The organism is Pantoea sp. PNT03 (assembly GCF_014852515.1).
GTDB lineage: Bacteria > Pseudomonadota > Gammaproteobacteria > Enterobacterales > Enterobacteriaceae > Pantoea > Pantoea leporis.
The window spans coordinates 1,606,659-1,631,662 of sequence record NZ_JACVBT010000001.1 but is presented as its reverse complement, the minus strand read 5'-3'; the positions used below and the strand labels follow the sequence as shown (position 1 = coordinate 1,631,662).

Genomic DNA, 25,004 nt, shown 5'->3' with positions numbered 1-25,004 from the left:
GTTTTATGTCACTGATCAGTATCCATGGCGCTTACCTCTCGTTCAGCGATGCGCCGCTGTTGGATAACACCGAACTGCATATCGAAGAGGGCGAACGCGTCTGTCTGGTTGGCCGTAACGGCGCCGGTAAATCGACGCTGATGAAAATCATCAACGGCGAACAGCCGCTGGATGACGGCCGCATCATTTATGAGCAGGATTTGGTGGTGGCGCGTCTGCAACAGGATCCGCCACGCAACATTACCGGTTCTGTTTATGACTTCGTTGCCGAAGGCGTGGCCGAGCAGGCGGAGCATCTCAAGGCTTATCACGCGATTTCCCATCTGGTGATGGAAGATCCGAGCGAGAAGAACCTGAACGAGATGGGCCGTTTGCAAACCATCCTTGACCATCAGAATCTGTGGCAGCTGGATAGCCGCATCAACGATGTGCTGCAGCAGATTGGTCTGGATGCGGATACCGAGTTGTCTTCGCTGTCTGGCGGCTGGCTGCGTAAAGCGGCGTTGGGCCGCGCGCTGGTGAGCAACCCGCGCGTACTGATGCTCGACGAACCGACCAACCACCTTGATATCGAAACCATTGATTGGCTGGAAACGTTCCTCAAGACATTCACCGGCAGCATCATCTTCATTTCGCATGACCGTTCGTTTATTCGCAACATGGCGACGCGCATTGTCGATCTTGATCGCGGCAAGCTGGTTTCCTGGCCGGGCAACTACGATCTGTTCCTGACCGGCAAAGAAGAAGCGCTGCGTGTCGAAGAGATGCAGAATGCCGAGTTTGACCGCAAGCTGGCGCAGGAAGAAGTGTGGATCCGTCAGGGCATCAAAGCGCGCCGCACGCGTAACGAAGGCCGTGTACGTGCCCTGAAAGCGCTGCGTAACGAGCGCTCTGCACGTCGTGAAGTGATGGGCAAAGCCAATATGCAAGTCGGCGAAGCGGCACGTTCAGGCAAAATCGTGTTTGAGATGGAAGATGTCAATTACAGCGTGGGTGGCAAAACCCTGGTGAAAGACTTCTCTACTCAGGTGCAGCGTGGCGACAAAATCGCCCTGATTGGCCCGAACGGTTGCGGTAAAACCACCTTGCTGCGTTTGATGCTGGATCAGCTGAAAGCCGACAGCGGCCGCGTGCATTGCGGTACCAAGCTGGAAATCGCTTACTTCGATCAGCACCGCGCTGAGCTGGATCCGGATCGTACCGTGATGGATAACCTCGCTGAAGGTAAACAGGAAGTGATGGTTAACGGCAAACCGCGCCACGTGCTCGGTTATCTGCAGGACTTCCTGTTCCATCCGAAACGCGCCATGACGCCGGTGCGCGCCTTGTCCGGCGGTGAGCGTAACCGCCTGCTGCTGGCGCGTCTGTTCCTCAAGCCAAGCAACCTGCTGATTCTTGATGAACCGACCAACGACCTCGACGTCGAAACGCTGGAATTGCTGGAAGAGCTGGTGGATGGTTATCAGGGCACCGTGATGTTGGTGAGCCACGACCGTCAATTCGTCGACAACACCGTGACCGAGTGCTGGATCTTTGAAGGCAACGGCGAAATCGGCACCTTTGTCGGTGGCTATCACGATGCTCAGCAGCAGCGCGCAGCCTATAAGCAGGGCAAAGCCTCGCAGGCTAAACCGGCTACACCGGTGAAAACCGCTGAGAAAAGTGACGCCGCCAAACGTCCGGCCAACAAGCTAAGCTATAACCTGGCACGTGAGCTGGAACAGCTGCCACAAAAACTGGAGCAGTTGGAAACCCGCATCGGTGAGTTGCAGGCTAAAATGAGTCATCCAGATTTCTTCAGCCAGCCACACGATAAAACCCAGCCGGTTCTGGATGCGTTAGCGCAAACCGAGCAGGAGCTGGAAGTGGCGTTCGAACGCTGGGAAGAGCTGGAAGCACTGAAAAACGGCGCGTAATCGGAAGGAGTCAGCATGTGTGCAGCGGATCAAGCGCATCAGTGGAGTCTTTGTCCACAGTGTGATTTAACAGTAAAGCTGCCCGCTGTACCGGTTGGCAGCCGTGCGCGTTGCCCGCGTTGTCACACCACGCTGCAAGCCAACTGGCAGGAGCCGCGTCGACGTCCGACCGGCTACGCCTTTTCGGCGCTGTTCATGCTGGTGCTGGCCAATCTGTTTCCTTTCATCAATATGCACGTCGCGGGATTGAGCAGCCAGATATCGCTGCTCGAAATTCCCCAGGTGATGGATCGCGAAGATTACCGCAGCCTGGCAACGCTGTTTCTGCTGTTTGTGCAGGGCATTCCTGCCTTCTGCATGATCACCATTATTCTGCTGGTCAATAACGTCCGCATGCCGCACAACCTGCGGCTTGGGTTGGCGCGCGTGCTGTTTCAGCTGCGTAGCTGGGGCATGGCGGAAATTTTTATGGCTGGCGTGCTGGTCAGTTTCGTTAAGCTGATGGCGTATGGTGAGATTGGCCTCGGCAGCAGTTTTTGGCCGTGGTGTCTGTTCTGCGTGTTGCAATTGCGCGCTTTTCAATGTGTTGATCGCCGTTGGGTGTGGCACCGCATCAATCCGTTACCGCCGCTGCCGAAAACGCCGCTGGCCGGTGTTAGCGGCCTGAAGCAAGGTTTGCGTAGCTGCCCGTGTTGTACCGCGATTCTGCCCGCTGACCAACTGGCGTGCCCGCGTTGTGGTATGAAGGCGCATGCGCGCCGCAAGCACAGTCTGCAATGGACGCTGGCGCTGCTGATCACCTCGGTGATGCTCTACATTCCCTCGAATATCATGCCGATCATGGTGACCGAAACGCTCGGTTCGCAATATCCTTCGAACATTATGGCCGGGGTAATTTTGCTATGGAGCGACGGTTCGTGGCCGGTGGCGCTGGTGATCTTCATCGCCAGTATCATGGTGCCTTCGCTGAAAATGCTGGCGATTGCCTGGCTGTGCTGGCACGGCAGCGGACGCGGTGGGCGCGATGATGAAAAGATGCACGTGGTTTATGAGGTGGTTGAATTCGTTGGCCGTTGGTCAATGATTGATGTGTTTGTAATCGCCGTTCTCTCTGCGCTGGTGCGGATGGGTCGGCTGATGAGCGTGTATCCTGCGCCGGGCGCGCTGCTGTTTGCCATGGTGGTCATCCTCACCATGTTTGCCGCAATGACCTTTGATCCGCGCCTGCTGTGGGATCGACAACGAGAAACTGAACGTAAGGAGCCGCGTCTTGACGGACAACCATCACGGGACTGCTAAGGTCGACCAGATTAAACGCTGGTCGCCGGTCTGGATTGTACCTATTGTCACGCTGTTAATCGGCGGATGGATTCTTTTTTATCACTTCAGTCATCAGGGCCCGGAAGTGACGCTGATTACCGAAAATGCGGAAGGCATCGAAGCCGGTAAAACCACCATTAAGAGCCGCAGCGTCAACGTCGGTGTGGTGGAAAGCGCGGTTCTGACCGACGATTTGCACCATGTAGAAATTAAAGCGCGTCTTAATTCGGGCATGGAAAAGTTGCTACAGGGCGACAGCGCATTTTGGGTGGTGAAACCGCAAATTGGTCGCGAAGGCATTACCGGATTGGGCACGCTGCTTTCCGGTGCCTATATCGAGCTGCAGCCGGGCGCGAAGGGCGATAAGCCGGAACGTTATCAACTGCTGGATGCACCGCCGCTGGCGCCGCCGGATGCCAAAGGCATTCGCATAACGCTCGACAGTAAAAAAGCCGGTCAGCTTAATGCGGGCGATCCGGTGCTGTTCCGCGGTTATCGCGTAGGTTCAGTGGAAACCAGCAACTTTGATACCGATAAACGCATGATGACTTATCAGCTGTTTATCTCGGCGCCTTACGATCGCCTGATCACCACCAACGTGCGTTTCTGGAAAGACAGCGGTATTGCCGTCGATATGTCTGCATCAGGCATGCGCGTAGAGATGGGATCGCTCACTACGCTATTCAGCGGCGGCGTCAGCTTTGATGTGCCGGACGGCGCTGAGCTGGGCCGGGCGGCGGAGAACAAGGCGGAATACCATCTGTACGACGATCAGCGCAGCATCCAGGATTCGCTCTACAGTGCTCATACCGATTTCCTGCTGTTCTTCACCGATTCAATTCGCGGCTTGCAGGTGGGCGCACCGGTTGAGTTCCGCGGCATTCGTTTGGGTACGGTGTCACAAGTGCCTTATATGATTCCGGGCGTGAATCAGGCGCTGAATACGGATTATCGTGTGCCGGTGCTGATTCGCATTGAGCCGGATCGGTTTGTTAATCGCCTGGGCGGAGATTTCAATCTTGAGCAGCATCTGCAGGATGGCAAAAAACGCGGTCTGCGTGCGACGCTGAAAACCGGCAACCTGCTGTCTGGCGCGCTATTTATCGACCTCGATTTCTACGATAACGCACCGGCGTATCAAGGCCCGAATCAGGTGGCTGGCCTGGAAGTGATTCCAACCGTCAGCGGCGGCCTGGCGCAGATTCAGCAGAAACTGATGGCGGCGCTGGATAAGATCAACGGCTTGCCACTTAATCCAGTGCTGAATGAAGCCACAGGTACCTTGAAAGAGAGCCAGCGCACCCTGCAGCGGCTGCAGAAAACGCTGGATAACCTTAATCAGGTCACGGCGAATCCGGCGATGAAAACCCTGCCTTCAGACATGCAGCAAACCCTGCGCGAACTGAACCGCAGCATGAAAGGGCTGCAGCCAGGTTCACCGGCTTACAGCAAGCTGGTGGGCGATATGCAGCGGCTTGATCAGGTACTGCGAGAACTGCAGCCGGTGCTGAAAACGCTGAATACCAAAAGTAACGCGCTGGTGTTTGAGGCCAAGCCGGGCCAGGATCCACAGCCAAAGAGGGCGAAACAGTGAAAAAAGGGCTAATTATCGGGGCGCTGTTGCTGCTGGCAGGCTGCAGCAGCACCATTGAAAATACCTATTATCAGCTGCCTGCGGGCAGCAATGTGGCGCGCGTTGAAAGTGCCGCGGGCACTGGCCAACCGATGATTTGGGTTGAGCAAGTAACGGTACCGGATTACATGGCGGGCAACGGCCTGGTCTATCAGACCAGCGATGTGAAGTACGTGATTGCAGCCAATAACCTGTGGGCCAGTCCGCTCGATCAACAGCTGCAGCAAACGTTGATCAGTAATCTCAGTAAAGCGCTACCTGGCCGCCTGGTTGCCGGTGCGCCGCTGGGGGATACGCACGATACGCTGTCGGTAAACGTTACCGGTTTCCAGGGACGCTACGATGGACAAGTGGTGGTGAGTGGCGAATGGTTACTGCAGCATCAAGGACGCCTAATCAAACATGGCTTTAATCTGACGCTGCCGCAAACCGAAGATGGCTATGATGCGCTGGTACGTACTCTGGCTCTCGGCTGGCAGCAAACCGCACAACAAATCGCAAATAGTGTCGTTTCGCTAAATTAAGATTTGTTCGATACTTATGCTAAGTCCTTGATTTACTGTAGTGTGATCGCAGTCAAATCAGGGGCTTTTTTTATTGCCTAATCAGCCAGATAGACAATCAACTGACAATTCTACATGGCACTTTAACGTCAAAAACATGACATTGGCGTGAATTTTGCGCATTGACCTTTCTTCTGCATCGGGTTAGAACATTACTGTGGTTGAACATTATATCGCCACTCTTTCTTTCCACCCAGATTCCACCAGACCTGAAATGAGGGAAACGAGGCATGAAGAGACAGAAGAGAGACCGCCTGGAACGAGCACATTCACGAGGCTACCAAGCCGGTATTACGGGCCGCTCGAAAGAGATATGCCCTTATCAATTGATCGATGCACGGTCTCACTGGTTGGGAGGTTGGCGTCAAGCCATGGAGGACAGGTCAGCGGTGGCCTAGCACTGCTGGATGTCTAACATTATGGAAGAAACCTCCGCTGCGTGCGGAGGTTTTCATTTGGAAGGATTAGAAAGCTGAGGTGTCTTTGAACAGACCCACTTTCAAATCGGTCGCAGAGTAAATCAGGTTCCCGTCAACGAAGACTTCGCCATCTGCCACGCCCATCACCAGTTTACGGTTAATCACACGTTTGAAGTGAATTTTATAGGTCACTTTTTTGGCGGTAGGCAGGACTTGTCCAGTGAACTTCACTTCACCCACGCCCAACGCGCGGCCTTTACCTTCTGCGCCCAGCCAGCCGAGGTAGAAACCCACCAGCTGCCACATCGCATCGAGGCCGAGGCAACCCGGCATTACCGGATCGCCAATGAAGTGGCAGTCAAAGAACCACAGGTCAGGGCGGATATCCAGTTCGGCTTCGACGAAACCTTTATCGAATTTACCGCCGTCTTCGGTCATTTTGACCACGCGGTCCATCATCAACATGTTGTTGGATGGAAGCGGCGGTCCATTTTCGCCAAACAGTTCGCCGCGACCCGAGGCAATCAGGTCTTCTTTACTATAGGATTCGCGTTTATCTACCATGTTCTCAATATGCCTTCTTTTAGTGAAGCCCGAATATTAGCGAACAGTTGTACGCTGAGCAATGTTATCAGCTGTGGTTGAACCAGTTGAGCCAACGTAGTGGCCACGGACGCAGGCGAGCTTCCTGCTGGTTCAGCTGGGTAATACGTTCCTGAATGGTACTAAGCAGAGATTCGCCGCTTTCACTCTGCCAGGCAATGCCGGTCAGCAGCGGCAACGCTTCATCTACGCTCTCAATGGCCCAAAGATGGAATTGTCCGGCCTTAACCGCTTCCACAACATCCTGATTCAGACTGAGATGGCGCGCGTTACTGGCAGGGAAAATGACACCTTGCTTGCCGGTCAATTCACGTGAATGACAGATTTGGAAGAAGCCTTCAATTTTTTCGTTCAGGCCGCCGACGGGCTGCACGTTACCAAACTGATCAACTGAGCCGGTCACCGCAATCTGCTGGTTAACCGGCTGATTAGCCAGCGCACTGATTAACGCACAGAGTTCGGCCAGCGAGGCGCTGTCGCCATCCACTTCGGAATAGGATTGTTCAAACACCAGTGAAGCGGAGAAGGGCAGCTGTTGCTCTAGTTCCAGCTCGGCAATCAGGTAGGCTTGCATAATCATCATGCCTTTCGCATGGATGTTGCCACCTAATTCGGCTTTGCGCTCCACATCGGTGAACTCGCCATCGCCCGGATGTACCACACAGGTAATGCGCGAAGGTTCTCCCCATGGACGCGGATGGCCTGGGAACTCAACCACCGAAAGGCCGTTAATTTGCCCAACCACTTCGCCTTCGGTTTCAATCATGATCTGATTAAGCAGGATTTCATCACGCATGCGATCGGCGAGGAAGCCTTCACGCCATTGGCGCGCTTCCAGCGCTTCTTTCAATGCTTCGCCATTGATGCTGTCGCCATGCAGCGCCGCTTCTTGCAGCTGGCGACGCAGCCAGCGCGGGCAAAGCGGCAACGTGTCTTGATCACCGGTCATGCGTGCTGCTTCGGTGATCAACAATGGCCAGAAATCGGCTTCAGGCTGCGCTAATCCGGCTTGTTCGGCTTGCGTTAGCGTCCACTGGCACCATGACGTCATGTCATCTTCGTCGAGAATTTGTAAGCTCTCTTCGAATTCGCTATACAGCGCCATCTCATGAACTTCGACGTCCATTTCCTGGAAGGCCGCCAGTGCATCACGGTCGCCACACAGTACCAGACGCAGTTGCAACGGTAGCGGGGGAATGGCGACGGGCAATGGTTGACGCTCATCCTGTGAATACCAATCGAAGCGACCTTGCTCAATACACTTACGCAAACGCAGCCACAGCAGCGGCTGTGCCAGTAAAGTGTTGACCGCAAGAATCAACGTACCGCCATTGGCGCGATGCAGTAAGCCCGGTTCAGGCTGCACACGGTCTTTATATTGACGTACGCAACCGAACAACTGTTCAGCTTCAATCCAGTCGGCGAAATGCACGCCGCCCTGACTGGTGAAGGGGCGATTGATATCGGTTGGCGCTAGAAGACTGACGGTATCACCCATCACATGATAGTCGCCACCGTAAAGAGAAATCTCATCCGGCTGGAAACGTTGCGCCGCATCGGCGATGCAGGCCAGGTAATCGCTGTTTTCCTGACTGCGTAACAGCAGCAGCGGAAAACCCAGGGTTTGATGATGCAAATGCGCCAGCGCATTCAGCAGACGCGGCTGAACCGCGGCAAGACTATCGCAATCTTCCAGTGAGACGTTCGAGAAAATGGATTGGTAGCGGTCGCTATCCGGCTGCAGGGCTTGCCACGTAATTTGAGTGCTGGTCAAAATATTCGCATTAGTCTGATTTAGGAAAAGCGCGATTATACAGGAATCAACCTGGTTAATCACGGCGGAGTTCCGGCCCGGATTGTGACGGCTGCAACATGTTTTTCCTTGCTGCATCCAGGAAAAAAGCTGTTATTCTTAGTTTGTTACGTGATCACGATGAGATTCCGATGAAATACCAGCAACTCGAAAATCTTGAAAGTGGATGGAAGTGGAAATACCTGGTGAAAAAGCATCGGGAGGGTGAACTGATCACCCGTCATCTTGAGCTTAGTGCGGCGCAAGCTGCGGTCGATACGTTGTTGTCGATGGAAAACAGCCCGGTTGAGGTTAACGAGTGGATCGCCCAGCACATTCATCCAGATTTGGAGAATCGTCTCAAGCAGACAATACGTGCACGTCGTAAACGTCACTTTAATGCTGAGCATCAGCACACGCGTAAGAAATCGATCGATCTGGAATATCTGGTGTGGCAGCGTCTGGCAGGATTGGCGCAGCGTCGCAGTAATACGCTGTCAGAAACCATAGTTCAGTTAATTGAAGATGCTGAACGCAAAGAGAAGTACGCCAGCCAGATGTCTACGCTGAAGCAAGATCTGCAGGCGATCCTCGGAAATGGTGGCTCGGAAAAAGAGTAGAATCCTTTTCGTTCTCATTACATTCAGCCATAAAAAAACCCCGCCTTAGCGGGGTTTTTTACTGCGTGATAACTTAAGCCTGTGGCTGAGTTACAACGTCTTTGATACCTTTCACGTCGATTTCAACGCGACGGTCTGGCGCCAGGCAGTCGATCAGGGCATTGCGGCCTTTCACGCTGTCACAGGTGTTGCCAGTAACTGGGTTGGATTCGCCCATACCGCGTGCAGAGATCTTGTTAGAAGGGATACCTTTAGATACCAGGTAATCAACTACAGATTGCGCGCGCTTCTCAGACAGTTTCTGGTTGTACTGCTCTGAACCGATGCGATCGGTGAAGCCCAGTACTACAACAGAGCCGTCTTTCGGATCCATTGAGCTCAGCTGGCTGTACAGCTGATCAAGAGCCTGCTGACCTTCTGGCTTCAGAGTAGATTTGTTGAAGGTGAACAGAACGTCAGACTTCAGGGTGAAACGCTTGGTTTCAACAACTGGCGCTGGAGCTGGAGCTGGAGCTACAACTGGCGCTGCATCTTCATCCTGACCGAAACGGTAAGAAACGCCTACGCTCAGCATGCTGTTGTCTGGACGTGCACCAACGGTACCTGCGTCACCGATGTTGTTAACCCACTGGTAGTCCAGGCGAGTTGCCCAGTTTTTGGTCAGTGCGTATTCAACACCAACAGCAGCCAGCGGAGAAACGCCGGTGTCGTGGTCGCTGATGCGGCCAGTAGTTGGGTTGGTCTGAGTAGAGTCAGCACGCCATACCATACCACCCAGACGGGTGTAGACATCGAAGTCTTCGGTAATTGGGTAGCTCAGTTTAGCAGCCAGCTGAACGCCTTGTGCTTTGAATGCGCCATTGGTCACGGTACCTTTGTTAGGCATACGGCCCAACCAGTCGTAGCCCAGCTCGAAGCCCAGGTACGGGTTCGCCTGATAACCCAGGAATGCACCAGCACCCAGCTGAGATTCATGAGTTGGACCGTTGTTGTTCTCATAACCGTTACCGTAGTAACCAGTATCGTGATACTGAGACCAGCCCAGTTTAGCACCGGTGTACCAGGTGTTATCTTTAGGTGCGGCCTGCGCTACGGTAGCGAAGCCAGCCAGTGCCACTGCAATTGCGATAGCTGTCTTTTTCATTTTTGCGCCTCGTTATCATCCAAATAGGCAATGAGCAAAAAGGTTGCTCTTTGTGTTAATCCTTCGCCGGGTCTAAACGCTCGCTTTTGACTCTACCGAAAAAACGGAGGTTATTGAGCACCCTGGCGAGCTAAAGTCTACAACGAGATTGGAAACTTACAAGTATGATGTGACGCCGGGCAGCAAAAAAACAGCGATTTATACACACATTTTAACAAAACATATGGCTAAATCTTCGGTCTTAGAAAACAAAAAAGCGTCTAAGCCATTGTCATAGCTGGCGGGAAAAGAATCAGTAGCTTAGATGCAACTTTTGCAAAAAAAATGCTGAGAAAATTCCTGGATTTACTTAATGAAACAAATCTGAGGGAATTTTTGACGCATTAGGTTGTCTGGAATGAGCATATTGACGTCCCTGTGGACGCAAAATCAGACCGAGTGCTTCACCTTCCGCCGCTGCTTGTTCCAATTCTAAACGCTCTTCATCACTCAATTCGTACGGAATCCAGGCAAGCACGACGCTGTAGTTACCTGTACGTAATGCCTTCACCATACTTTCAACGGTGTTAAAACGCTCAGATTCGGTGATATGCATACTCTTTTCTAACGGCAATCCCGACTGCTGCATCCAGCTACGATTTAGCTTATGAGCCGGAGTGAGCCACAGCTGCCAGCGCGATTGCTCGCTCAACTGTTTTAGTACCGGAAGCAGCATAAGTTGCATCATTTCAGGTTGTTCGCTGGAGCGCAGTTCAGTGATTCCACCCAGCGAAGGTTGCGCTAAGCCAGGTGAAGCGAAACGATGTGAACGATCAGCAGGGCCAGAGAAATGAGTACGCATAATTTAATCACTCAGTAATGAACTGTATGGATGTACAGTAATGACTTCCTGGATAAAGATCAACCTCAATTTCTGAAAACGCCTCGCAATTTCTGCACAAGATCCCGCACTCCTGCTTTTATTCATTGAACAGCTAAATCGTTTTTTTTATCTTCTAACCAGATGAATCTGCGAGCTTTTATAGGAAATTTCCCGCGCATGGAATCCATTGGAGGGGGCGTTATGAAGAGATATAACCCGGTAGTTGAGCAATCGAAAGCGCAGTTGGCGGCATTAGGTAAAATTGAATCGCGTACGCAATTTGGGGGGTATGCGCTGACTATTGAGAAGGTGATTTTTGCTTATATCAATGAAGATGCGCTTTATCTCCGAGCCAGCGAGGCGCTTCACGTCTATAACGCACAGCGTTCACTCGAACCGCTGATTTACCGCAAGCGTGGCGTGCCGGTGACCTTAAGCTACTTCAAAGTAGATACACAGTTATGGCAAAACCCCGAACAATTATTGCAGTTATCGGCTAGCTCATTGCGCGCCGCACAGGAGGAAGCGGCTACCAGACTTGTCTCGCTGCGATTGAAAGATCTGCCGAATTTAAGCCTGCGACTGGAGCTGATGCTGCATAAGGTGGGGATCAGTTCGGTGCGGTTGCTGTGTGAAACAGGATCGCGACAAAGCTGGCTGAAACTACGCGCGGTGAATAAGCACATTGGGTTAAAAACGCTGCTGGCGCTGGAAGGTGCAATATCAGGACATCATGAGGCGGCGTTACCCAGCGCCATCCGGCAAGAGCTCTATGCCTGGTATTTAAAAATGCTCCGCCAGCATGCGGCGGCGGAGCATCAGCAGCCTTAATCGTTGACGAGGGTGCGGCGTAGACGGGCAATTTCGGGCAGCAGCGCGACCAACAATCCCAATTGCTGAATCACTAATGGTGCGCGTGTATCCGGGCTGTTTTTCATCTCGCTCATGCGCTGCATTAGCGCCTGCTGCATCTCTGTGGCTTGCGTATCCGTAACCTGATCGATCTGCAGCACATCTTCTATGAAGCAGACCGCGTCATCCAGTAAGGTCAGCAAGGTACTATCTGCCAGCTGTTCGCGATGCGCTCCCAGCGCCGAGATATAGCTGAGGAAGGAGTGGTTCAGACACAGCAGTCGAAACGCATTCTCACGTAACGGTTGTTGTAGCTTAAGTTCACCACTGATGTTTGACACCACTGACGCTAGCTCAGCATCGGCGTTATGCGCATCGCGACGTGCCACGCGATAAGCCAGGCGATTGTCCTTGCCTTGATGGTATTGCTCCATAATCGCATCCAGATAGCGGCAGTTGGCATCCAATGTTCGATCGGCAACGGCGGTGATTTTGCGAAAACGCCAGTCAGGCCAGACAAAAGCCACCGCTAGCCATGCCAGGCCACAGCCAAGCAAGGTATCCACCACGCGCGGTAGCGCCACTTCAAAGCCTTCGCCGAGCAAATTGAAGCACAGCAGAACCAGCAAGGTGATAAACAACGTGGCTTGCGCATATTGAATCTGGCGGAATGCGAAGAACAGCACGCCGCTCAGCACAATTAGCACCAGCTGACCTTCAATCGAGGGCACCAGCCACAAGACCGGCAGGCCGATGGCGATGCCGGCTAAGGTACCGCCGATACGCAAGGCGAGGCGGCGTCGGGTGGCGTTGTAATTGGGCTGGCAGACGAACAGGCTGGTCAGCAAGATCCAGTAACCGCGATCGACGCCGGTGATTTGAATAAAGGCGTAGCCAACACACAATACCAGCGACATACGCACTGCATGGCGGAACAGGGCCGATTGTGGGCTGAGATGGCGACTCAGGCGTAAGCGGATATCCGCCCAGCCGCTGAGCCCTTCGCGTGACAGATGGTGATCGCTCTGCGGGGACGGTTCGGCCAGCATCTGCTCTGACTCAATCGATGCCAGTTGCGCATCAATGGCACGCAGATTACGCAGCAGCCAGAACAGTGCGTGAATGTGTGGATCCTGCGGCTCGTTCTGCTGAAGGCGTTGCAGCGCGGTTTCCAGCCGTTCAAAGGTGCGTTCAAAATGGCTGTCGTGATGCCACGGCTGACGCAGCAAAATGGTCTCCGCCAGTTGCCGACACGCGCGCGCTTGCATGTTCATCAGGCGCTGGAAACGGAACAGCACTTCGTTGTAACGCCAGTTATCACGCAGCAAATGATATTGCAGATGCGAGGAGCTGGCGCGTTCATGGATATCCTGCGCGACAAAATAGTAGTGCAGGCTGCGACGCGTGCTGCGTGAACCGCGGTCGCCACGCAAACGACTTTGAATGGTGCTTTTAGTGAGATTGAGCTGGGCCACCAACTGGCTGTTGACCATCGCCGTGGCAACCAGCGTAGCGTCATCCTGATCGCCGCCATCGGGATCAAACAGGTTTGCTTTGGCTTCAAGATAGCGCGCCAGCTGGGAAAAACTGCCTGCCAGCTGTTCCTGCACCGGACGCACCGGAAACATCAAATGACCAACAAAGGTCAGCAAGTTGTACCAAAGGGCACCGATCAACAGCAGCGCTGGCTGCATCCACCACTGTGGGAACAAGCTGATGCCCAGCATGGTATAAACCGCAATCAGCAGCGCACCAAAGGCGATGGTGGCATAACGCTGTCCCAGCGCACCGAGCAAAATAAAGCCCCAGCTGGAAAGCGCCAGACCCAGAGCAAACGCCCACGGATGGGGGAACAGCAGTTCCACCGACACCGAAGCAATACAGAAACACACCAGGGTGATCAAAAGATTGCGTACACGCCCAATCCAGCGATCGTCGAGATCCGCCAGCGCCGCGGCGACCACGCCGAGCGTCAGCGGAATGGTCCACTCGATTTGGTGCAGCCACCACGGTACCGCCGCGCATCCGGTTAAGGCAAAGAAGATGCGCAGCAAGTAGCGCAGGCTGCTGTTAAACAGATAACGTCGCCAGCCTGGCAAGGCGTCATGAATCATTGAACGGCCTCAGTAGCGGCGACGCGCATTGGCTTCACGCGCAGCCTGCGCTTCTTCAACGGAGACCACGCGACGGCCAACCGGCCACAGCGCAATCGCGGCAATTTTGAAGTTGGCGATGCCAACAGGAATGCCGATGATGGTCAGACACTGCACGATACCGGCCGAGATATGCGCAAGACACAACCACCAGCCAAACAGTATCAGCCAGAAAATGTTAAGGAAGGTGCCGCCGGTATTCATCACATGGCTTTTACTGTCGGGACGCAGCACATCGACATGCACCGCTTCGTTGCCAAAGGGCAGCAGAGACAGTTTGGTGATTTCCCAGCAGGAACGCGTCAACGGCAGCGTAAAAATCAGCACGATGCTCACCAGCGTGGCAAACAGCCAGCTGAGGGTGGTGAAAAAGCCGCCGAGAATGAAATTAAGAATGTTAAGTACGGTACGCATAAACGTGTTTTTCCTTTTGCAATCCGCAATATGTGGCGCCAAGTTTAGCTCTTTTTAAGGCTGGAGCGCCAAGAGTCTGACAGGTAAACTGCGCGATATCGAATTCCACATGACGGTGCGGACATGGAACTGAAAGCAACATCAATGGGTAAACGTCTGGCACAGCATCCCTATAATCGGGTGCGCTTGCTGGCCGCCGGCGTGGAAGTCAGTGGCGATCGCCATGAATATCTGATCCCGTTTAACCAGTTGCTCAACATTGCCTGTAAACGCGGCATGGTGTGGGGCGAACTGGAGTTTCTGCTGCCAGATGAGAAAGTGGTGCGCCTGCATGGTACCGAATGGCAGGAAACGCAGCGCTTTTTCCACTACTTGCAGCACGCCTGGCAGCAGTGGAGTAAGGAGATGAGCGAGGTGAGCGCGGAGGTGCTGGTCGCGCTGGAGCAGGAAATTCTCGCCTTCACCCAACAGGATCGCTGGTTGAAACGCAGTGAGCTGAGCGCGTTAAAAGAGAGCATTACGCGCCAGTTTTCTGCCTTGCCGTTGCCTCTCGCGCGCATTGCCGAGTTTGACAACTGTCGTGAGCGCTGGGAATTCTGCCAGCAATGGCTGGAGCAAGGTGAAGCGGCGATCCGCCAACGCAATCGTCAATGGACCAGCAAGATCCTCAGCGACTATCACGAATTCTTTTCCACGGTTGAAACCACGCCGCTCAATCCATCGCAATGCGAAGCTGTAGTGAATGGCGAAGACGCGCTGCTGGTGCTGGCGGGGGCGGGCAGTGGCAAAACCTCGGTGCTGGTGGCGCGCGCCGGTTGGCTACTGAAACGCAAGCTGGCGCAAGCGGATCAAATTCTGTTGCTGGCGTTTGGTCGTCAGGCGGCAGAAGAGATGAATGACCGTATTCAAACGCGCCTTGGTGAAAGCGCGATTCAGGCGCGTACCTTCCATGCGTTGGCGCTGCATATCATCCGCGAAGGCAGTAACAAACAACCGGTGATTAGCAAGCTGGAAAGCGACAGCAAGGCGCGGCGACAGTTGCTGATAGAGACCTGGCGCGAGCAGTGCAACAGCAAAAAAGCGCAGGCCAGCGGCTGGCGTCAGTGGTTGCAGGATGAGCTGGAGTGGGAGATTCCCGAAGGTCCCTTTTGGCAAGATGACAAACTGGCGCAGCGCATCGCATCGCGCATGGAGCGCTGGCTGGGCTTGATGCGCATGCACGGCGGCGCGCAGGCGGCAATGATCGCGGATGTGGCAGAAGCGCAGCGCGATAATTTCAGCAAGCGTGTCAAACTGATGGCGCCACTGTTAAAGGCATGGAAAAGCGCGCTGAAAGAGGAGGGCGCGGTCGATTTCTCCGGGCTGATTCATCAGGCGATTGCCATTCTGGAGAAAGGGCGTTTTATCAGCCCGTGGAAGCATATTCTGGTCGATGAGTTTCAGGACATCTCACCGCAGCGAGCCGCACTGCTGACGGCGCTGCGTCAGCAAAACAAGCGAACCAGCCTGTACGCGGTGGGCGATGACTGGCAGGCAATCTATCGCTTTAGCGGTGCCGAAATGAGTTTGACCACCGCGTTCCATCACTATTTCGGCGATGGCGATCGCTGCGTGCTGGATACCACCTATCGCTTTAACGATCGTATTGGTGAGATAGCCAATCGCTTTGTACAACAGAACCCGCATCAGCTGCGCAAGCCGCTGAACAGCTTGAGCAAAGGTAATAAAAAATCGGTGACTTTGCTGCCGCAGGATCAACTGGAAGCGCTGTTCGATAAACTGAGCGGTTATGCCAAACCCGAAGAGCGCGTACTGCTGCTAGCGCGTTACCACCATTTGCGGCCGGCAATCCTCGATAAAGCTAAAACGCGCTGGCCAAAGTTAAAGCTGGATTTCATGACGATCCATGCCAGCAAAGGACAACAGGCGGATTTTGTTATTGTATTGGGGCTGCATCAGGGACGCGACGGTTTCCCGGCACAAGCGCGGGAATCCATCATGGAAGAGGGTTTGCTGCCGCAGCCGGAAGATTTCCCGGATGCGGAGGAGCGACGGCTGGCGTATGTGGCGATGACGCGTGCGCGCCAGCAGGTGTGGCTGATGTTCGATAAAGATCGGCCTTCGGTATTTGTCGAGCACCTGCGCGAATTAGGTGTGCCACAAAGCCGTAAGGCCTGATGATTAGGGTTTCAGGCGTTCGGCGAGATAACGCTGATAGTCTGGAATCTGAATCTCAATCTGTTGGGCAAACTTCGGTGACTGGATAATAAAATCTGCGGTGGTGCGGTTATTGGCCACCGGGATATTCCACACCGTGGCGAGGCGCAGCAGCGCTTTGACATCTGGATCGTGCGGCACCGCATTCAGCGGATCCCAGAAGAAAATCAGCACATCAATTTTACCTTCCGAAATCAACGCACCCACTTGCTGATCGCCGCCCATCGGGCCGCTTAGCATGGCGTTAACATCCAATCCGGTATGACGATTAATCAGATTGCCGGTGGTGCCGGTAGCGTACAACACATGCTGTTGCAGCGTGCTTTGGTTGGTTTGCACCCACTCCAGCAGCGAGGCTTTACAGTGATCGTGTGCAACGAGGGCGATATGTTTCTGAACCTGAAGGGTACGAACGGTCTGCTCCATAGGGCTTCCTGTTTCTTCTCATGCATTATGTGTTAATGCAGGAGTTTACCCCTGGCGTTTCATCACTATCAACTTGCGCGTAAGGTTTTCATCCAGCTAATAAAACGCAGACGTGTGGCGGCATCAAAACGCTTGAACCAGCCATGCAAAGAGGGAAGATCGCTAACGTCTTGCCAGGCGTAATCCAGATTCAACTGCGCCTCGCTGGCGCTCAGCGAATGTAAGGCAAAACGCGGAACCGAAGCGGCGTGGGCATCACGATTATAATTCACCATCGCCTTTTCGAAATCGTTATCACCTGGCTTCGGCAAATGGTCGCGCAGGCTGGTGATTTCTATGCCGCGTTCATCAATCAGTTGAAAGTTGAGGGTTTTGTCGAAGGTGGTACGTTCACGACGATTAGTGAGCGCAGGCAAGCGAATTGCCACCGAATGGGCATTGGCGCTGAAAGTGACAATCATCGGCACGGATTGAAAGTGCGCGGCGTCAGTGCCCGGTTTTTCCACACGAAACAGAAACTGATGCTGCCCACGATCCAGCTCAAGGCTGCCTGCGCCTTTCAACAGCGAACCAGAAATTTTACGCCCGTCCAGCACCAGCAGTTCGATCTCGGGATCGAGCTTGAGAGTGATGGCCTGGCATGAGGCTGATACGAGCAACAGCAGTAAACCCGTAGCAGTTAAAGACAGCTTCATTTCAACTCCCGGCAGAAGGGGGTAAATCGATTATGTGTAGCAAAGTATTACATTATGGCAGTAAATTTACATTTTTACATATTTATTCGTGCTGCTGCGCAAAGTTCTGGTGACCAACAGTTGCAGCCTGATGCGCAATGCCATCTACACTTAAGCGAATGAACCAGGAGAAAAAAGATGAATGATCAAACGATTCGCGATGTGCTGACTAAAACCAAACGTATCGCGTTAGTGGGCGCCAGCGACCGCACCGATCGCCCGAGCTATGGCGTGATGAAATATTTGCTTGATCAGGGATACGAGGTGATTCCGGTGAGTCCTAAATTGGCGGGACAGCAACTTCTTGGTCAAACCGCCTATGCCACGCTGGCGGATGTACCTGGAAAAGTGGATATGGTAGATGTGTTTCGCAATGCCGAAGCGGCATGGGGCGTAGCGCAGGAAGCGATCGCCATTGGTGCGGATACGTTGTGGTTACAGCTGGGCGTGATTAATGAGCAGGCGGCGGTGTTGGCGCAAGACGCGGGTATGACCGTGATAATGGATCGCTGTCCAAAAATTGAAATTCCTCGGCTGGGGATTAGGCACTAAAACAGAAACGGCGACCTGAGTCGCCGTTTGATTAATGCCTCAGGCTGGGTGCCTGCAGCTGTTGCCGAATTGACGCGGCCAGCTCATCCATTGAAGGTTGTTCGGGATGTTCGAAGGAGGTTTCCCCCGCCAGCTGAACTTCAGCGACATAGGTATGCACCTGATCGCCTTCTTCATCTTCCATCACCACATGATACCAGGGCGCGGCGCGCAGCGTTTCGCTGGCAGCGACATCATCAACTTCTGGCTCATCAAGCGAAAACTCCGGATCGACATCCACGATAACGCCGAGCACCCCGGAGAGACGATGTCGGACCTGCTGTCCAATTCCAAATTTAGTCGTAATCATTGTGACCTCCCAAAAGACTGCCCTGTAACCAATATGGAGGCAGGGACAGCGTTTTCAAGTCACAGCACGCGGCAGGCAAAACCTTTCAGATAAAGCCCTTCAGGATAGCTGGCGATCACTGGATGGTCGGCTGCCTGACGGAACTGCTCTATAAATTGTACATCACGACCGGCATCAACGGCGGCATCAGCGATGATTTTCTGGAACAAATCGGTTGGCATCAGGCCAGAACAGGAGAAGGTCAGCAATACGCCACCGGGATTCAACAGCTGAATGGCCAGCATATTGATATCTTTATAGCCGCGACACGCGCCCATCAACTGGTTCTTGTTCTCTACGAATTTCGGCGGATCCATGACGATCAGGTCGAACTTTTCGCCGCTGTCGCGATAACGACGCAGCAGTTTGAACACATCGTCACGCACAAACTGGGCACGCGACACATCCAGACCATTGAGTTCAACGTTCTGTTTCGCCACGTCGAGTGCGTCTTGCGAAGTATCAACGCTAATCACTTCACGACAGCCGCCCATCAAGGCAGAAACCGCAAAACCACCGGTGTAAGAGAAGCAGTTCAGCACGCGTGCATTATCTGAGTAGCCACGCGTGGCAAAACGGCTGTCACGCTGATCAAGGTAATAGCCGGTTTTATGACCGCCCTGAATATCCACCAGCAGCTTCATACCGTGTTCAGTAATCGGCAGCAGCGGTGGCGGCAGTTCACCCGAAACCGGCCCTTGCGCCAGCTCCAGTCCCTCTTTTTTACGCACTGCCACATCTGAGCGATCGTAAATAGCGCAATCCGGGAAACACTGCTGTAAGGCGGAGACGATGGCCGGACGCTGATACTCGGCACCCGCAGACAACAGCTGCATCACCAGGAAGTTGCCGAAGCGATCGATGGTTACGCCCGGCATGCCATCAGACTCACCGGCAATCAGGCGATAGCTGTCCAGCCCATCACGTTTCGCCAGCCAGTCACGCCACAGCTGGGCTTGCTCAAAGCGGCGCACGAAGAAGGTGATGTCGATTGACTCATCCTGTTGCCAACTCCAGACGCGTGCGCGAATTTGTGATTGCGGAGAATACGCGGCGCGAGCCAGCCATTTGCCATTGCTGTCACAGATATCAATGGTTTCACCAGACTGGGCTTTACCTTCCATACGTGCAACGGCACCAGAGAACACCCACGGATGGCGGCGGAGCAGGGATTTTTCACGTCCCTTTGTGAGAATCAATCGAACGGTCATAGTTTGCTATGCTTACCTGAAAAAATGAGGCGCCATTTTCCGGCGGATGGCGGCAAATTGCAACGCAAGCTGATGAGAGAACGTAATGGCTACCACATGCTGTAAAATTTGGGTGCACGGCATCGTGCAGGGCGTGGGGTTTCGCTACCACACCCAAGCGCAGGCCAGAGAATTGAATCTTAACGGTTATGCGCACAATCTGGCGGACGGCAGCGTTGAAGTGCTGGCGTCCGGTGAGGCGCAGCAGGTCGATGCATTAATCAGTTGGCTCAAAGCGGGTGGGCCGCGGAGCGCGCGGGTGGATAAAGTGCTGGTGGAGCCGCATCAGCCCAGGGAAATGCCTACGCGATTCACCACCGGCTGATTACAAGCATTTCGCCGGTTTTGGCAATCCGGCAATTTTGGTCGCCTGCTTCGCCGGGCCTTCCGGGAAAAGACGGAACAGATAGCGGCTGTTGCCTTTCTCCTCGCCATACTTTTGCGCCATGGCTTTCACCAGCATGCGCACCGCCGGCGACGTATTAAATTCCTGGTAAAAGTTGCGCACAAAGTGCACTACTTCCCAGTGCGCGTCACTCATCACGATCGCTTCTTGCTCCGCGATGGCAGCAGCCAGCGGCTCGCTCCAGTCCGCGCTATTTTTCAGATAGCCTTCCGCATCGGTGGCAATCTCTTTACCAGCAAAATTCACAGTCATTCCTCATGGCGTTAATCGACACATTGTAAATTCGCCCGGCCATAAAAAGCAAAAACCCCGCCGAAGCGGGGTTTGATAACTCTTGCGGCAGCTTAATCGCGGTTAGCGAAGCCCAGCAGGCTCAACAGGCTAACAAAAATGTTATACAGCGAAACATACAGGCTTACGGTAGCGCGAATGTAGTTGGTTTCACCACCGTGAATAATGTTGCTGGTTTCCCACAGGATGGCACCGGCAGAGAAAAGGATGAACAGGGCGCTAATCGCCAGATGCAGCGCAGGCAGTTGCAGGAAGATATTAGCAACCACCGCCACCAGCAGCACGACAAAGCCGGCCATCATCATGCCACTCAGGAATGACATATCGCGGCGCGTGGTCAATACGTAGGACGAGCAACCGAAGAACACCAGCGCGGTGCCGCCCAGCGCCATAGCGATCACATCACCCATGCCTGCAGTGAGGAACGAGCTCAGGATTGGACCAAGGCAGTAACCGAGGAAGCCGGTGAAAGCGAAGGCCGCCAGAATACCTGCCGGGCTGTTAGCCAGTTTATGCGTCAGGAACATCAAGCCATAAAAGCCGACCAGCATCAGAATCAGGCCCGGTGAAGGTAAGGCAAACACGGTGCTGAGTGTGGCGGTGACGGCCGAGAAGGCCAGCGTAAAGCCAAGTAACAGATAAGTATTGCGCAGCACCTTGTGGGTGCTGACTAACGATTGCTGCGACGAGCTAAAAATTCTTTCCATCATGCGCTCCTTAAAGAGAGAAACACCAAATATGGCACGAGGATACGCAGCGCCTGAAAGACAGAAAAGGCGTTTTACCCATCTTTACGCGATAAATTGCTGTTTCGCTGAGCAGAATGGCGAAATTGACGCCGAAAAAATAGAATTTGGCTGTTTTTCAGCCGAACGATTCATTGCAGGCTTTACATCGTTATGGGGGATGTTTATAGTGCGCCTCATTGCGGAGGGGTGGCCGAGTGGCTTAAGGCAACGGTCTTGAAAACCGTCGATGGGAAACCATCCGAGAGTTCGAATCTCTCCTCCTCCGCCATTCACTCTTGCAGAGTGACGCAACAAAAAAATCCCCGGAGGGATGGCCGAGTGGCTTAAGGCAACGGTCTTGAAAACCGTCGATGGGTAACCATCCCAGAGTTCGAATCTCTGTTCCTCCGCCATATTAAAGAAGCCCGCAGAAATGCGGGCTTTTTGCTTTTCTGCGTTCACAAATTCCGAAAAACATCGCGTTGCTTTTCCATCTGCTGCCGTTCCCCGACGCCACGCGCGTTAACTGCTATATTCCATGCACGGTTTTTTGCAAACATCTGGCGATTTTCCGATGCAAGCTGAGTTACACTGTGCGGTAATTCGCTCTTTGGCGAGCTAATCGTTTGAAAGCCAGAGTGTTTCACTGATGAATTATGGAATAGGCACAATGATCAAGAAACTGAGTCTTTGCGCGTTGTCAGTCATCGCTGCGCTCCCGATGGGCATGTCCGCCTATGCTGCGGATGGAGATATGCAACTCCAGCAGGTGCTGATGTTAAGCCGTCATAACCTGCGTGCGCCGCTCGCCAACAACGGCAGCGTACTGGAACAATCCACCAAAAAGAGCTGGCCGCAGTGGGATGTCGCGGGCGGTGAGCTCACCACCAAAGGTGGCGTGCTGGAAGTCTACATGGGGAATTATACCCGTCAGTGGCTGGCACAGCAGGGCTTAGTCCAGAACGGGACTTGCCCGGACAGCAGCAACATCTTTGTCTACGCCAACAGCCTGCAGCGCACCGTGGCGACCGCGCAGTACTTTATCACTGGCGCCTTCCCTGGCTGTGATATCGCGGTCACGCATCAGGATGCGATGGGCACCATGGATCCGATCTTCAATCCGGTCGTCACCGACGGCAGCGATGAATTCAACAAGAAAGCCCTGGCTGCTATGACCGCCGCCAATGAAAAGCTGGCACTGAAGCCTGCCTTCCAGCATCTGGAAAAAATCGTCGATTACAAATCTGCCCCGGCCTGTAACGGCAAAAAGCAGTGTGATTTGAGCAGCGGCGATAACACTTTCAGCGCGGATAACGGTAAAGAGCCGAACGTAAGCGGTCCGCTGAAAATCGGCAACTCGCTGGTGGATGCGTTTACGCTGCAATATTACGAAGGTTTCCCGGCCGATCAGGTTGCCTGGGGCCAGATCAAAACGCCTGAACAGTGGAAAGAGCTGGCGTCGATCAAAAACGGTTATCAGGATGCGCTGTTCGCCTCTCCTGAAGTGGCGCGCGAAGTGGCCGCACCGCTGGTGGATTACATCCGCAGCCAGTTAGTCGATCAGGATAAAGCCAACGCGCCAAAAGTGACGCTGATGGTTGGTCATGATTCCAACATCGCCTCCTTACTCAGCGCACTGCAGGTTAAGCCTTATGAACTGCCGGGCAACGATGAGAAAACGCCGATTGGCGGCCAGGTAGTATTCGAACGCTGGCACGATGTGAAGAACAACAAAGATCTGCTAAAAGTTGAGTATGTCTATCAAACGGCCGATCAGCTGCGCGATGCCGATGTGCTGAGCCTGAAAAATCCACCGAAGCGCGTCACGCTGCAACTGGCGGGCTGTGAAACGGATGCCAACGGCTACTGCAGTTGGGATCAATTCATCGGCGCATTGAATGGCGCTCTGCAAGGTACGCCACTGCAGCCTGCTGCGGCAGAACAGCCAGCACCTGCGGCCGCAGCACCAGCCGCAGATGACGCTAAGCAGAAAGCCGATCAGACTGCTGCGGATAAAGCAGCCGCAGACAAAGCAGCCGCAGACAAAGCAGCAGCGGATAAAGCCGCAGCACAGAAGGCTGCAGACGCGAAAGCGGCTGAAGAGAAAGTGAAGGCGGATAAAGCGGCCGCGCAGAAAGCGGCAGACGAAAAAGCCAAAGCGGAGAAAGCCACTGCCCAGAAAGCAGCGGATGACAAAGCCAAGGCTGATGCGGCAGCAGCACAGAAAGCGCAAGCCGATGCAACGCCGGCCAAATCAGAAGAACCGGCCAAAGCAGCGACCAGTAACTGAGTTTGCTGCTCAAAGAAAACCCCGCCGCGGCGGGGTTTTTTGTGCCTGTTAACCGGCGATGACCACTAATTTTTGGTTGGCGAACTCTTTAATCCCCAGATCCGATAACTCACGTCCGTATCCGGAACGTTTCACGCCACCAAACGGCAGCTCTGCGGAGGTATCGCTCTGCGAATTGATAAACACCATGCCGGTTTCAATCTGCGATGCCATCTTACGGCCGCGCGCAATGTCTTTGGTCCAGACTGAACCGCCCAGGCCGTAATTTGAATCATTCGCCAGTGCCACAGCGGCACGATCGTCCGCCACCACATACACCTGTGCTACCGGGCCAAAGAACTCCTGATAGTAAGCAGGATTGTCTGGCGTCAGACCAGTGAGCACCGTTGGCTGGTAATAGCAGCCGACGCCATCAATGGCGCGTCCACCAAACTCCACGCGCGCGCCGTTTTGCACCGCTTCCTCAACCTGCTTCACTAAACGATCGCGCGCATCTTTTGAAGAGAGCGGGCCAAGCGTGGTTTTCTCATCAAGCGGATCGCCCGGCGTGGCCGATTGCAGAGCCGCGCTAAATTTGGCCATAAACGTATCGGCAATTTTCTCATGCAGAATAAAGCGCTTGGCGGCGGTACAGACCTGGCCGCAGTTACTGAGGCGAGCTTGCGCACCCTGACGTACCGCTTCATCGATATCGGCATCGTCCAGCACCACAAAAACATCGTTACCGCCCAGCTCCAGCGTCGATTTCTTCAAGTGTTTACCGGCCTGTTCCGCCACGGCGCTACCGGCTCGTTCGGAACCCGTCAGCGCCACGCCTTGCACGCGCGGATCGGCAATCAAATCCGCGACTTGATCGGTGGAGATAAACAGGTTGGTCCATGCGCCTTTTGGCGCACCGGCTTCTTCTACCAGCTTTTCAAACACATCGGCGCAGTGCGGCACGATATTGGCGTGTTTCGCCAGCACCGGATTGCCGAGCGCCAGGTTTGGCGCCAGCACGCGCATCAGCTGATAGTAAGGGAAGTTCCACGGCTCGACCGCGACGATCACGCCAATCGGATGGTACTCAAGCCAGGCATCGCCCACATCGCTGGCGTAGGGTTGCGGCTGTAAAAATGTCGCAGCATGTTCAGCGTAGTAGCGCGCGATCTGCGAACAGATTTTCACTTCACCACGGCTCTGGCCAATCAGTTTGCCCATCTCTTTACTGGCGATGGTCGCCAGCTCTTCGGCTCGTTGGTCAATCAAATCGGCTAAACGGTGCAGCACCTGCAGACGCGGTTGAATATCGCCTTTACTCCACGCGGAATGATAAAGCGCATCTGCGGTTTCCAGCGCCTGTTGTGCATAGGCATCATCGTGCTCGTTCCACGCTTTTAGCAGTTGGTCATTGGCTGGATTGATACTTTGATAGGCTGACATACAAGGCTC

24 protein-coding genes and 2 tRNA genes are annotated in these 25,004 nt (G+C 53.9%); 13 read left to right on the top strand and 13 right to left on the bottom strand.

Annotated features, from left to right (window positions below):
• The first annotated feature begins 5 nt into the window (after nt 1-5).
• The 5 genes from IB226_RS07720 to rmf all read left to right on the top strand — a co-directional run bounded on the left by IB226_RS07720 (nt 6) and on the right by rmf (nt 5,830).
• Nucleotides 6-1,916, top strand: coding sequence for an ABC transporter ATP-binding protein (locus tag IB226_RS07720; RefSeq protein ID WP_137385513.1), 1,911 nt, complete (start codon nt 6-8; stop codon nt 1,914-1,916).
• 15 nt (nt 1,917-1,931) lie between these two features.
• Nucleotides 1,932-3,215, top strand: a complete 1,284-nt coding sequence (gene pqiA / locus IB226_RS07715; protein ID WP_192234379.1) for a membrane integrity-associated transporter subunit PqiA — start codon at nt 1,932-1,934, stop codon at nt 3,213-3,215.
• The gene (gene pqiB / locus IB226_RS07710; RefSeq protein WP_192234376.1) at nt 3,187-4,830 is read left to right on the top strand and encodes an intermembrane transport protein PqiB; all 1,644 of its coding nucleotides are present in this window, start codon (nt 3,187-3,189) and stop codon (nt 4,828-4,830) included. The genes pqiA and pqiB overlap by 29 nt, the downstream gene beginning before the upstream one ends.
• Complete coding sequence (gene pqiC, locus IB226_RS07705; RefSeq protein WP_101760925.1) at nt 4,827-5,393, top strand: membrane integrity-associated transporter subunit PqiC; 567 nt, start codon at nt 4,827-4,829, stop codon at nt 5,391-5,393. Before pqiB ends, pqiC begins: the two co-directional genes overlap by 4 nt.
• 269 nt (nt 5,394-5,662) lie before the next feature.
• Nucleotides 5,663-5,830 carry a ribosome modulation factor gene (gene rmf, locus IB226_RS07700; protein ID WP_071531634.1) on the top strand — a complete coding sequence of 56 codons (168 nt, stop codon included), beginning with the start codon at nt 5,663-5,665 and terminating at the stop codon, nt 5,828-5,830.
• A 66-nt stretch (nt 5,831-5,896) separates the two neighbouring features.
• Here the strand turns inward: rmf and fabA are convergent, their stop codons facing one another.
• Both fabA and IB226_RS07690 read right to left on the bottom strand, forming a co-directional pair.
• Nucleotides 5,897-6,415, bottom strand: a complete 519-nt coding sequence (gene fabA / locus IB226_RS07695; protein WP_101760924.1) for a bifunctional 3-hydroxydecanoyl-ACP dehydratase/trans-2-decenoyl-ACP isomerase — start codon at nt 6,413-6,415, stop codon at nt 5,897-5,899.
• Nucleotides 6,416-6,482: 67 nt separating this feature from the next.
• Complete coding sequence (locus tag IB226_RS07690) at nt 6,483-8,345, bottom strand: Lon protease family protein (protein WP_192234374.1); 1,863 nt, start codon at nt 8,343-8,345, stop codon at nt 6,483-6,485.
• A 53-nt stretch (nt 8,346-8,398) separates the two neighbouring features.
• On the opposite strand from IB226_RS07690, the gene matP reads away from it, so the two are divergent.
• Nucleotides 8,399-8,866, top strand: a complete 468-nt coding sequence (gene matP / locus IB226_RS07685) for a macrodomain Ter protein MatP (RefSeq protein WP_008101445.1) — start codon at nt 8,399-8,401, stop codon at nt 8,864-8,866.
• A 73-nt stretch (nt 8,867-8,939) separates the two neighbouring features.
• On the opposite strand, the gene ompA is transcribed toward matP, so the two are convergent.
• Nucleotides 8,940-10,010, bottom strand: coding sequence for a porin OmpA (gene ompA, locus IB226_RS07680; protein WP_101760922.1), 1,071 nt, complete (start codon nt 10,008-10,010; stop codon nt 8,940-8,942).
• A gap of 349 nt (nt 10,011-10,359) precedes the next feature.
• Nucleotides 10,360-10,851, bottom strand: coding sequence for an SOS-induced cell division inhibitor SulA (gene sulA / locus IB226_RS07675; RefSeq protein ID WP_101760921.1), 492 nt, complete (start codon nt 10,849-10,851; stop codon nt 10,360-10,362).
• 222 nt (nt 10,852-11,073) lie between these two features.
• Between sulA and IB226_RS07670 the strand changes: the two genes are divergently transcribed.
• Complete coding sequence (locus tag IB226_RS07670; protein ID WP_101760920.1) at nt 11,074-11,703, top strand: TfoX/Sxy family DNA transformation protein; 630 nt, start codon at nt 11,074-11,076, stop codon at nt 11,701-11,703.
• Here the strand turns inward: IB226_RS07670 and yccS are convergent.
• Nucleotides 11,700-13,838: a YccS family putative transporter gene (yccS, locus tag IB226_RS07665; RefSeq protein ID WP_192234372.1), complete on the bottom strand. Its 2,139-nt coding sequence runs from the start codon at nt 13,836-13,838 to the stop codon at nt 11,700-11,702. The genes IB226_RS07670 and yccS overlap by 4 nt on opposite strands.
• Nucleotides 13,839-13,847: 9 nt before the next feature.
• The gene (locus tag IB226_RS07660; RefSeq protein ID WP_008101434.1) at nt 13,848-14,291 is read right to left on the bottom strand and encodes a YccF domain-containing protein; all 444 of its coding nucleotides are present in this window, start codon (nt 14,289-14,291) and stop codon (nt 13,848-13,850) included.
• A gap of 123 nt (nt 14,292-14,414) precedes the next feature.
• On the opposite strand from IB226_RS07660, the gene helD reads away from it, so the two are divergent.
• Nucleotides 14,415-16,469 carry a DNA helicase IV gene (gene helD / locus IB226_RS07655; RefSeq protein WP_192234370.1) on the top strand — a complete coding sequence of 685 codons (2,055 nt, stop codon included), beginning with the start codon at nt 14,415-14,417 and terminating at the stop codon, nt 16,467-16,469.
• A 3-nt stretch (nt 16,470-16,472) separates the two neighbouring features.
• On the opposite strand, the gene IB226_RS07650 is transcribed toward helD, so the two are convergent.
• Together IB226_RS07650 and IB226_RS07645 are read right to left on the bottom strand one after the other, a co-directional pair.
• On the bottom strand, nt 16,473-16,934 hold the full coding sequence (locus IB226_RS07650) for a methylglyoxal synthase (RefSeq protein ID WP_101760917.1): 462 nt from the start codon (nt 16,932-16,934) through the stop codon (nt 16,473-16,475).
• A 68-nt stretch (nt 16,935-17,002) separates the two neighbouring features.
• Nucleotides 17,003-17,629: a DUF2057 family protein gene (locus tag IB226_RS07645; protein WP_192234368.1), complete on the bottom strand. Its 627-nt coding sequence runs from the start codon at nt 17,627-17,629 to the stop codon at nt 17,003-17,005.
• 177 nt (nt 17,630-17,806) lie between these two features.
• On the opposite strand from IB226_RS07645, the gene IB226_RS07640 reads away from it, so the two are divergent.
• The gene (locus IB226_RS07640) at nt 17,807-18,220 is read left to right on the top strand and encodes a CoA-binding protein (protein ID WP_192234366.1); all 414 of its coding nucleotides are present in this window, start codon (nt 17,807-17,809) and stop codon (nt 18,218-18,220) included.
• A 31-nt stretch (nt 18,221-18,251) separates the two neighbouring features.
• Here the strand turns inward: IB226_RS07640 and hspQ are convergent, their stop codons facing one another.
• The gene (hspQ, locus tag IB226_RS07635; RefSeq protein ID WP_008101422.1) at nt 18,252-18,569 is read right to left on the bottom strand and encodes a heat shock protein HspQ; all 318 of its coding nucleotides are present in this window, start codon (nt 18,567-18,569) and stop codon (nt 18,252-18,254) included.
• A 59-nt stretch (nt 18,570-18,628) separates the two neighbouring features.
• On the bottom strand, nt 18,629-19,819 hold the full coding sequence (gene rlmI / locus IB226_RS07630) for a 23S rRNA (cytosine(1962)-C(5))-methyltransferase RlmI (RefSeq protein WP_101760914.1): 1,191 nt from the start codon (nt 19,817-19,819) through the stop codon (nt 18,629-18,631).
• Nucleotides 19,820-19,904: 85 nt separating this feature from the next.
• On the opposite strand from rlmI, the gene yccX reads away from it, so the two are divergent.
• Nucleotides 19,905-20,183, top strand: coding sequence for an acylphosphatase (gene yccX, locus IB226_RS07625; RefSeq protein WP_101760913.1), 279 nt, complete (start codon nt 19,905-19,907; stop codon nt 20,181-20,183).
• Here the strand turns inward: yccX and tusE are convergent, their stop codons facing one another.
• Nucleotides 20,184-20,510 carry a sulfurtransferase TusE gene (gene tusE / locus IB226_RS07620; protein WP_101761038.1) on the bottom strand — a complete coding sequence of 109 codons (327 nt, stop codon included), beginning with the start codon at nt 20,508-20,510 and terminating at the stop codon, nt 20,184-20,186. It lies immediately after the preceding gene.
• Nucleotides 20,511-20,608: 98 nt separating this feature from the next.
• A complete protein-coding gene (yccA, locus tag IB226_RS07615) occupies nt 20,609-21,262 on the bottom strand; it encodes an FtsH protease modulator YccA (protein ID WP_192234537.1) in 654 nt (217 codons plus the stop codon).
• Nucleotides 21,263-21,484: 222 nt separating this feature from the next.
• Between yccA and IB226_RS07610 the strand changes: the two genes are divergently transcribed.
• From IB226_RS07610 to agp, 3 genes are all read left to right on the top strand, one after another.
• A tRNA-Ser gene (locus IB226_RS07610) sits at nt 21,485-21,572 on the top strand.
• Nucleotides 21,573-21,608: 36 nt separating this feature from the next.
• Nucleotides 21,609-21,696 (top strand) — tRNA-Ser (locus tag IB226_RS07605).
• Nucleotides 21,697-21,953: 257 nt separating this feature from the next.
• Complete coding sequence (agp, locus tag IB226_RS07600; protein ID WP_192234364.1) at nt 21,954-23,573, top strand: bifunctional glucose-1-phosphatase/inositol phosphatase; 1,620 nt, start codon at nt 21,954-21,956, stop codon at nt 23,571-23,573.
• Nucleotides 23,574-23,621: 48 nt separating this feature from the next.
• Here agp and IB226_RS07595 read toward each other — a convergent pair whose 3' ends face one another.
• Complete coding sequence (locus IB226_RS07595; RefSeq protein ID WP_192234362.1) at nt 23,622-24,995, bottom strand: NAD-dependent succinate-semialdehyde dehydrogenase; 1,374 nt, start codon at nt 24,993-24,995, stop codon at nt 23,622-23,624.
• Nucleotides 24,996-25,004: the final 9 nt, after the last annotated feature.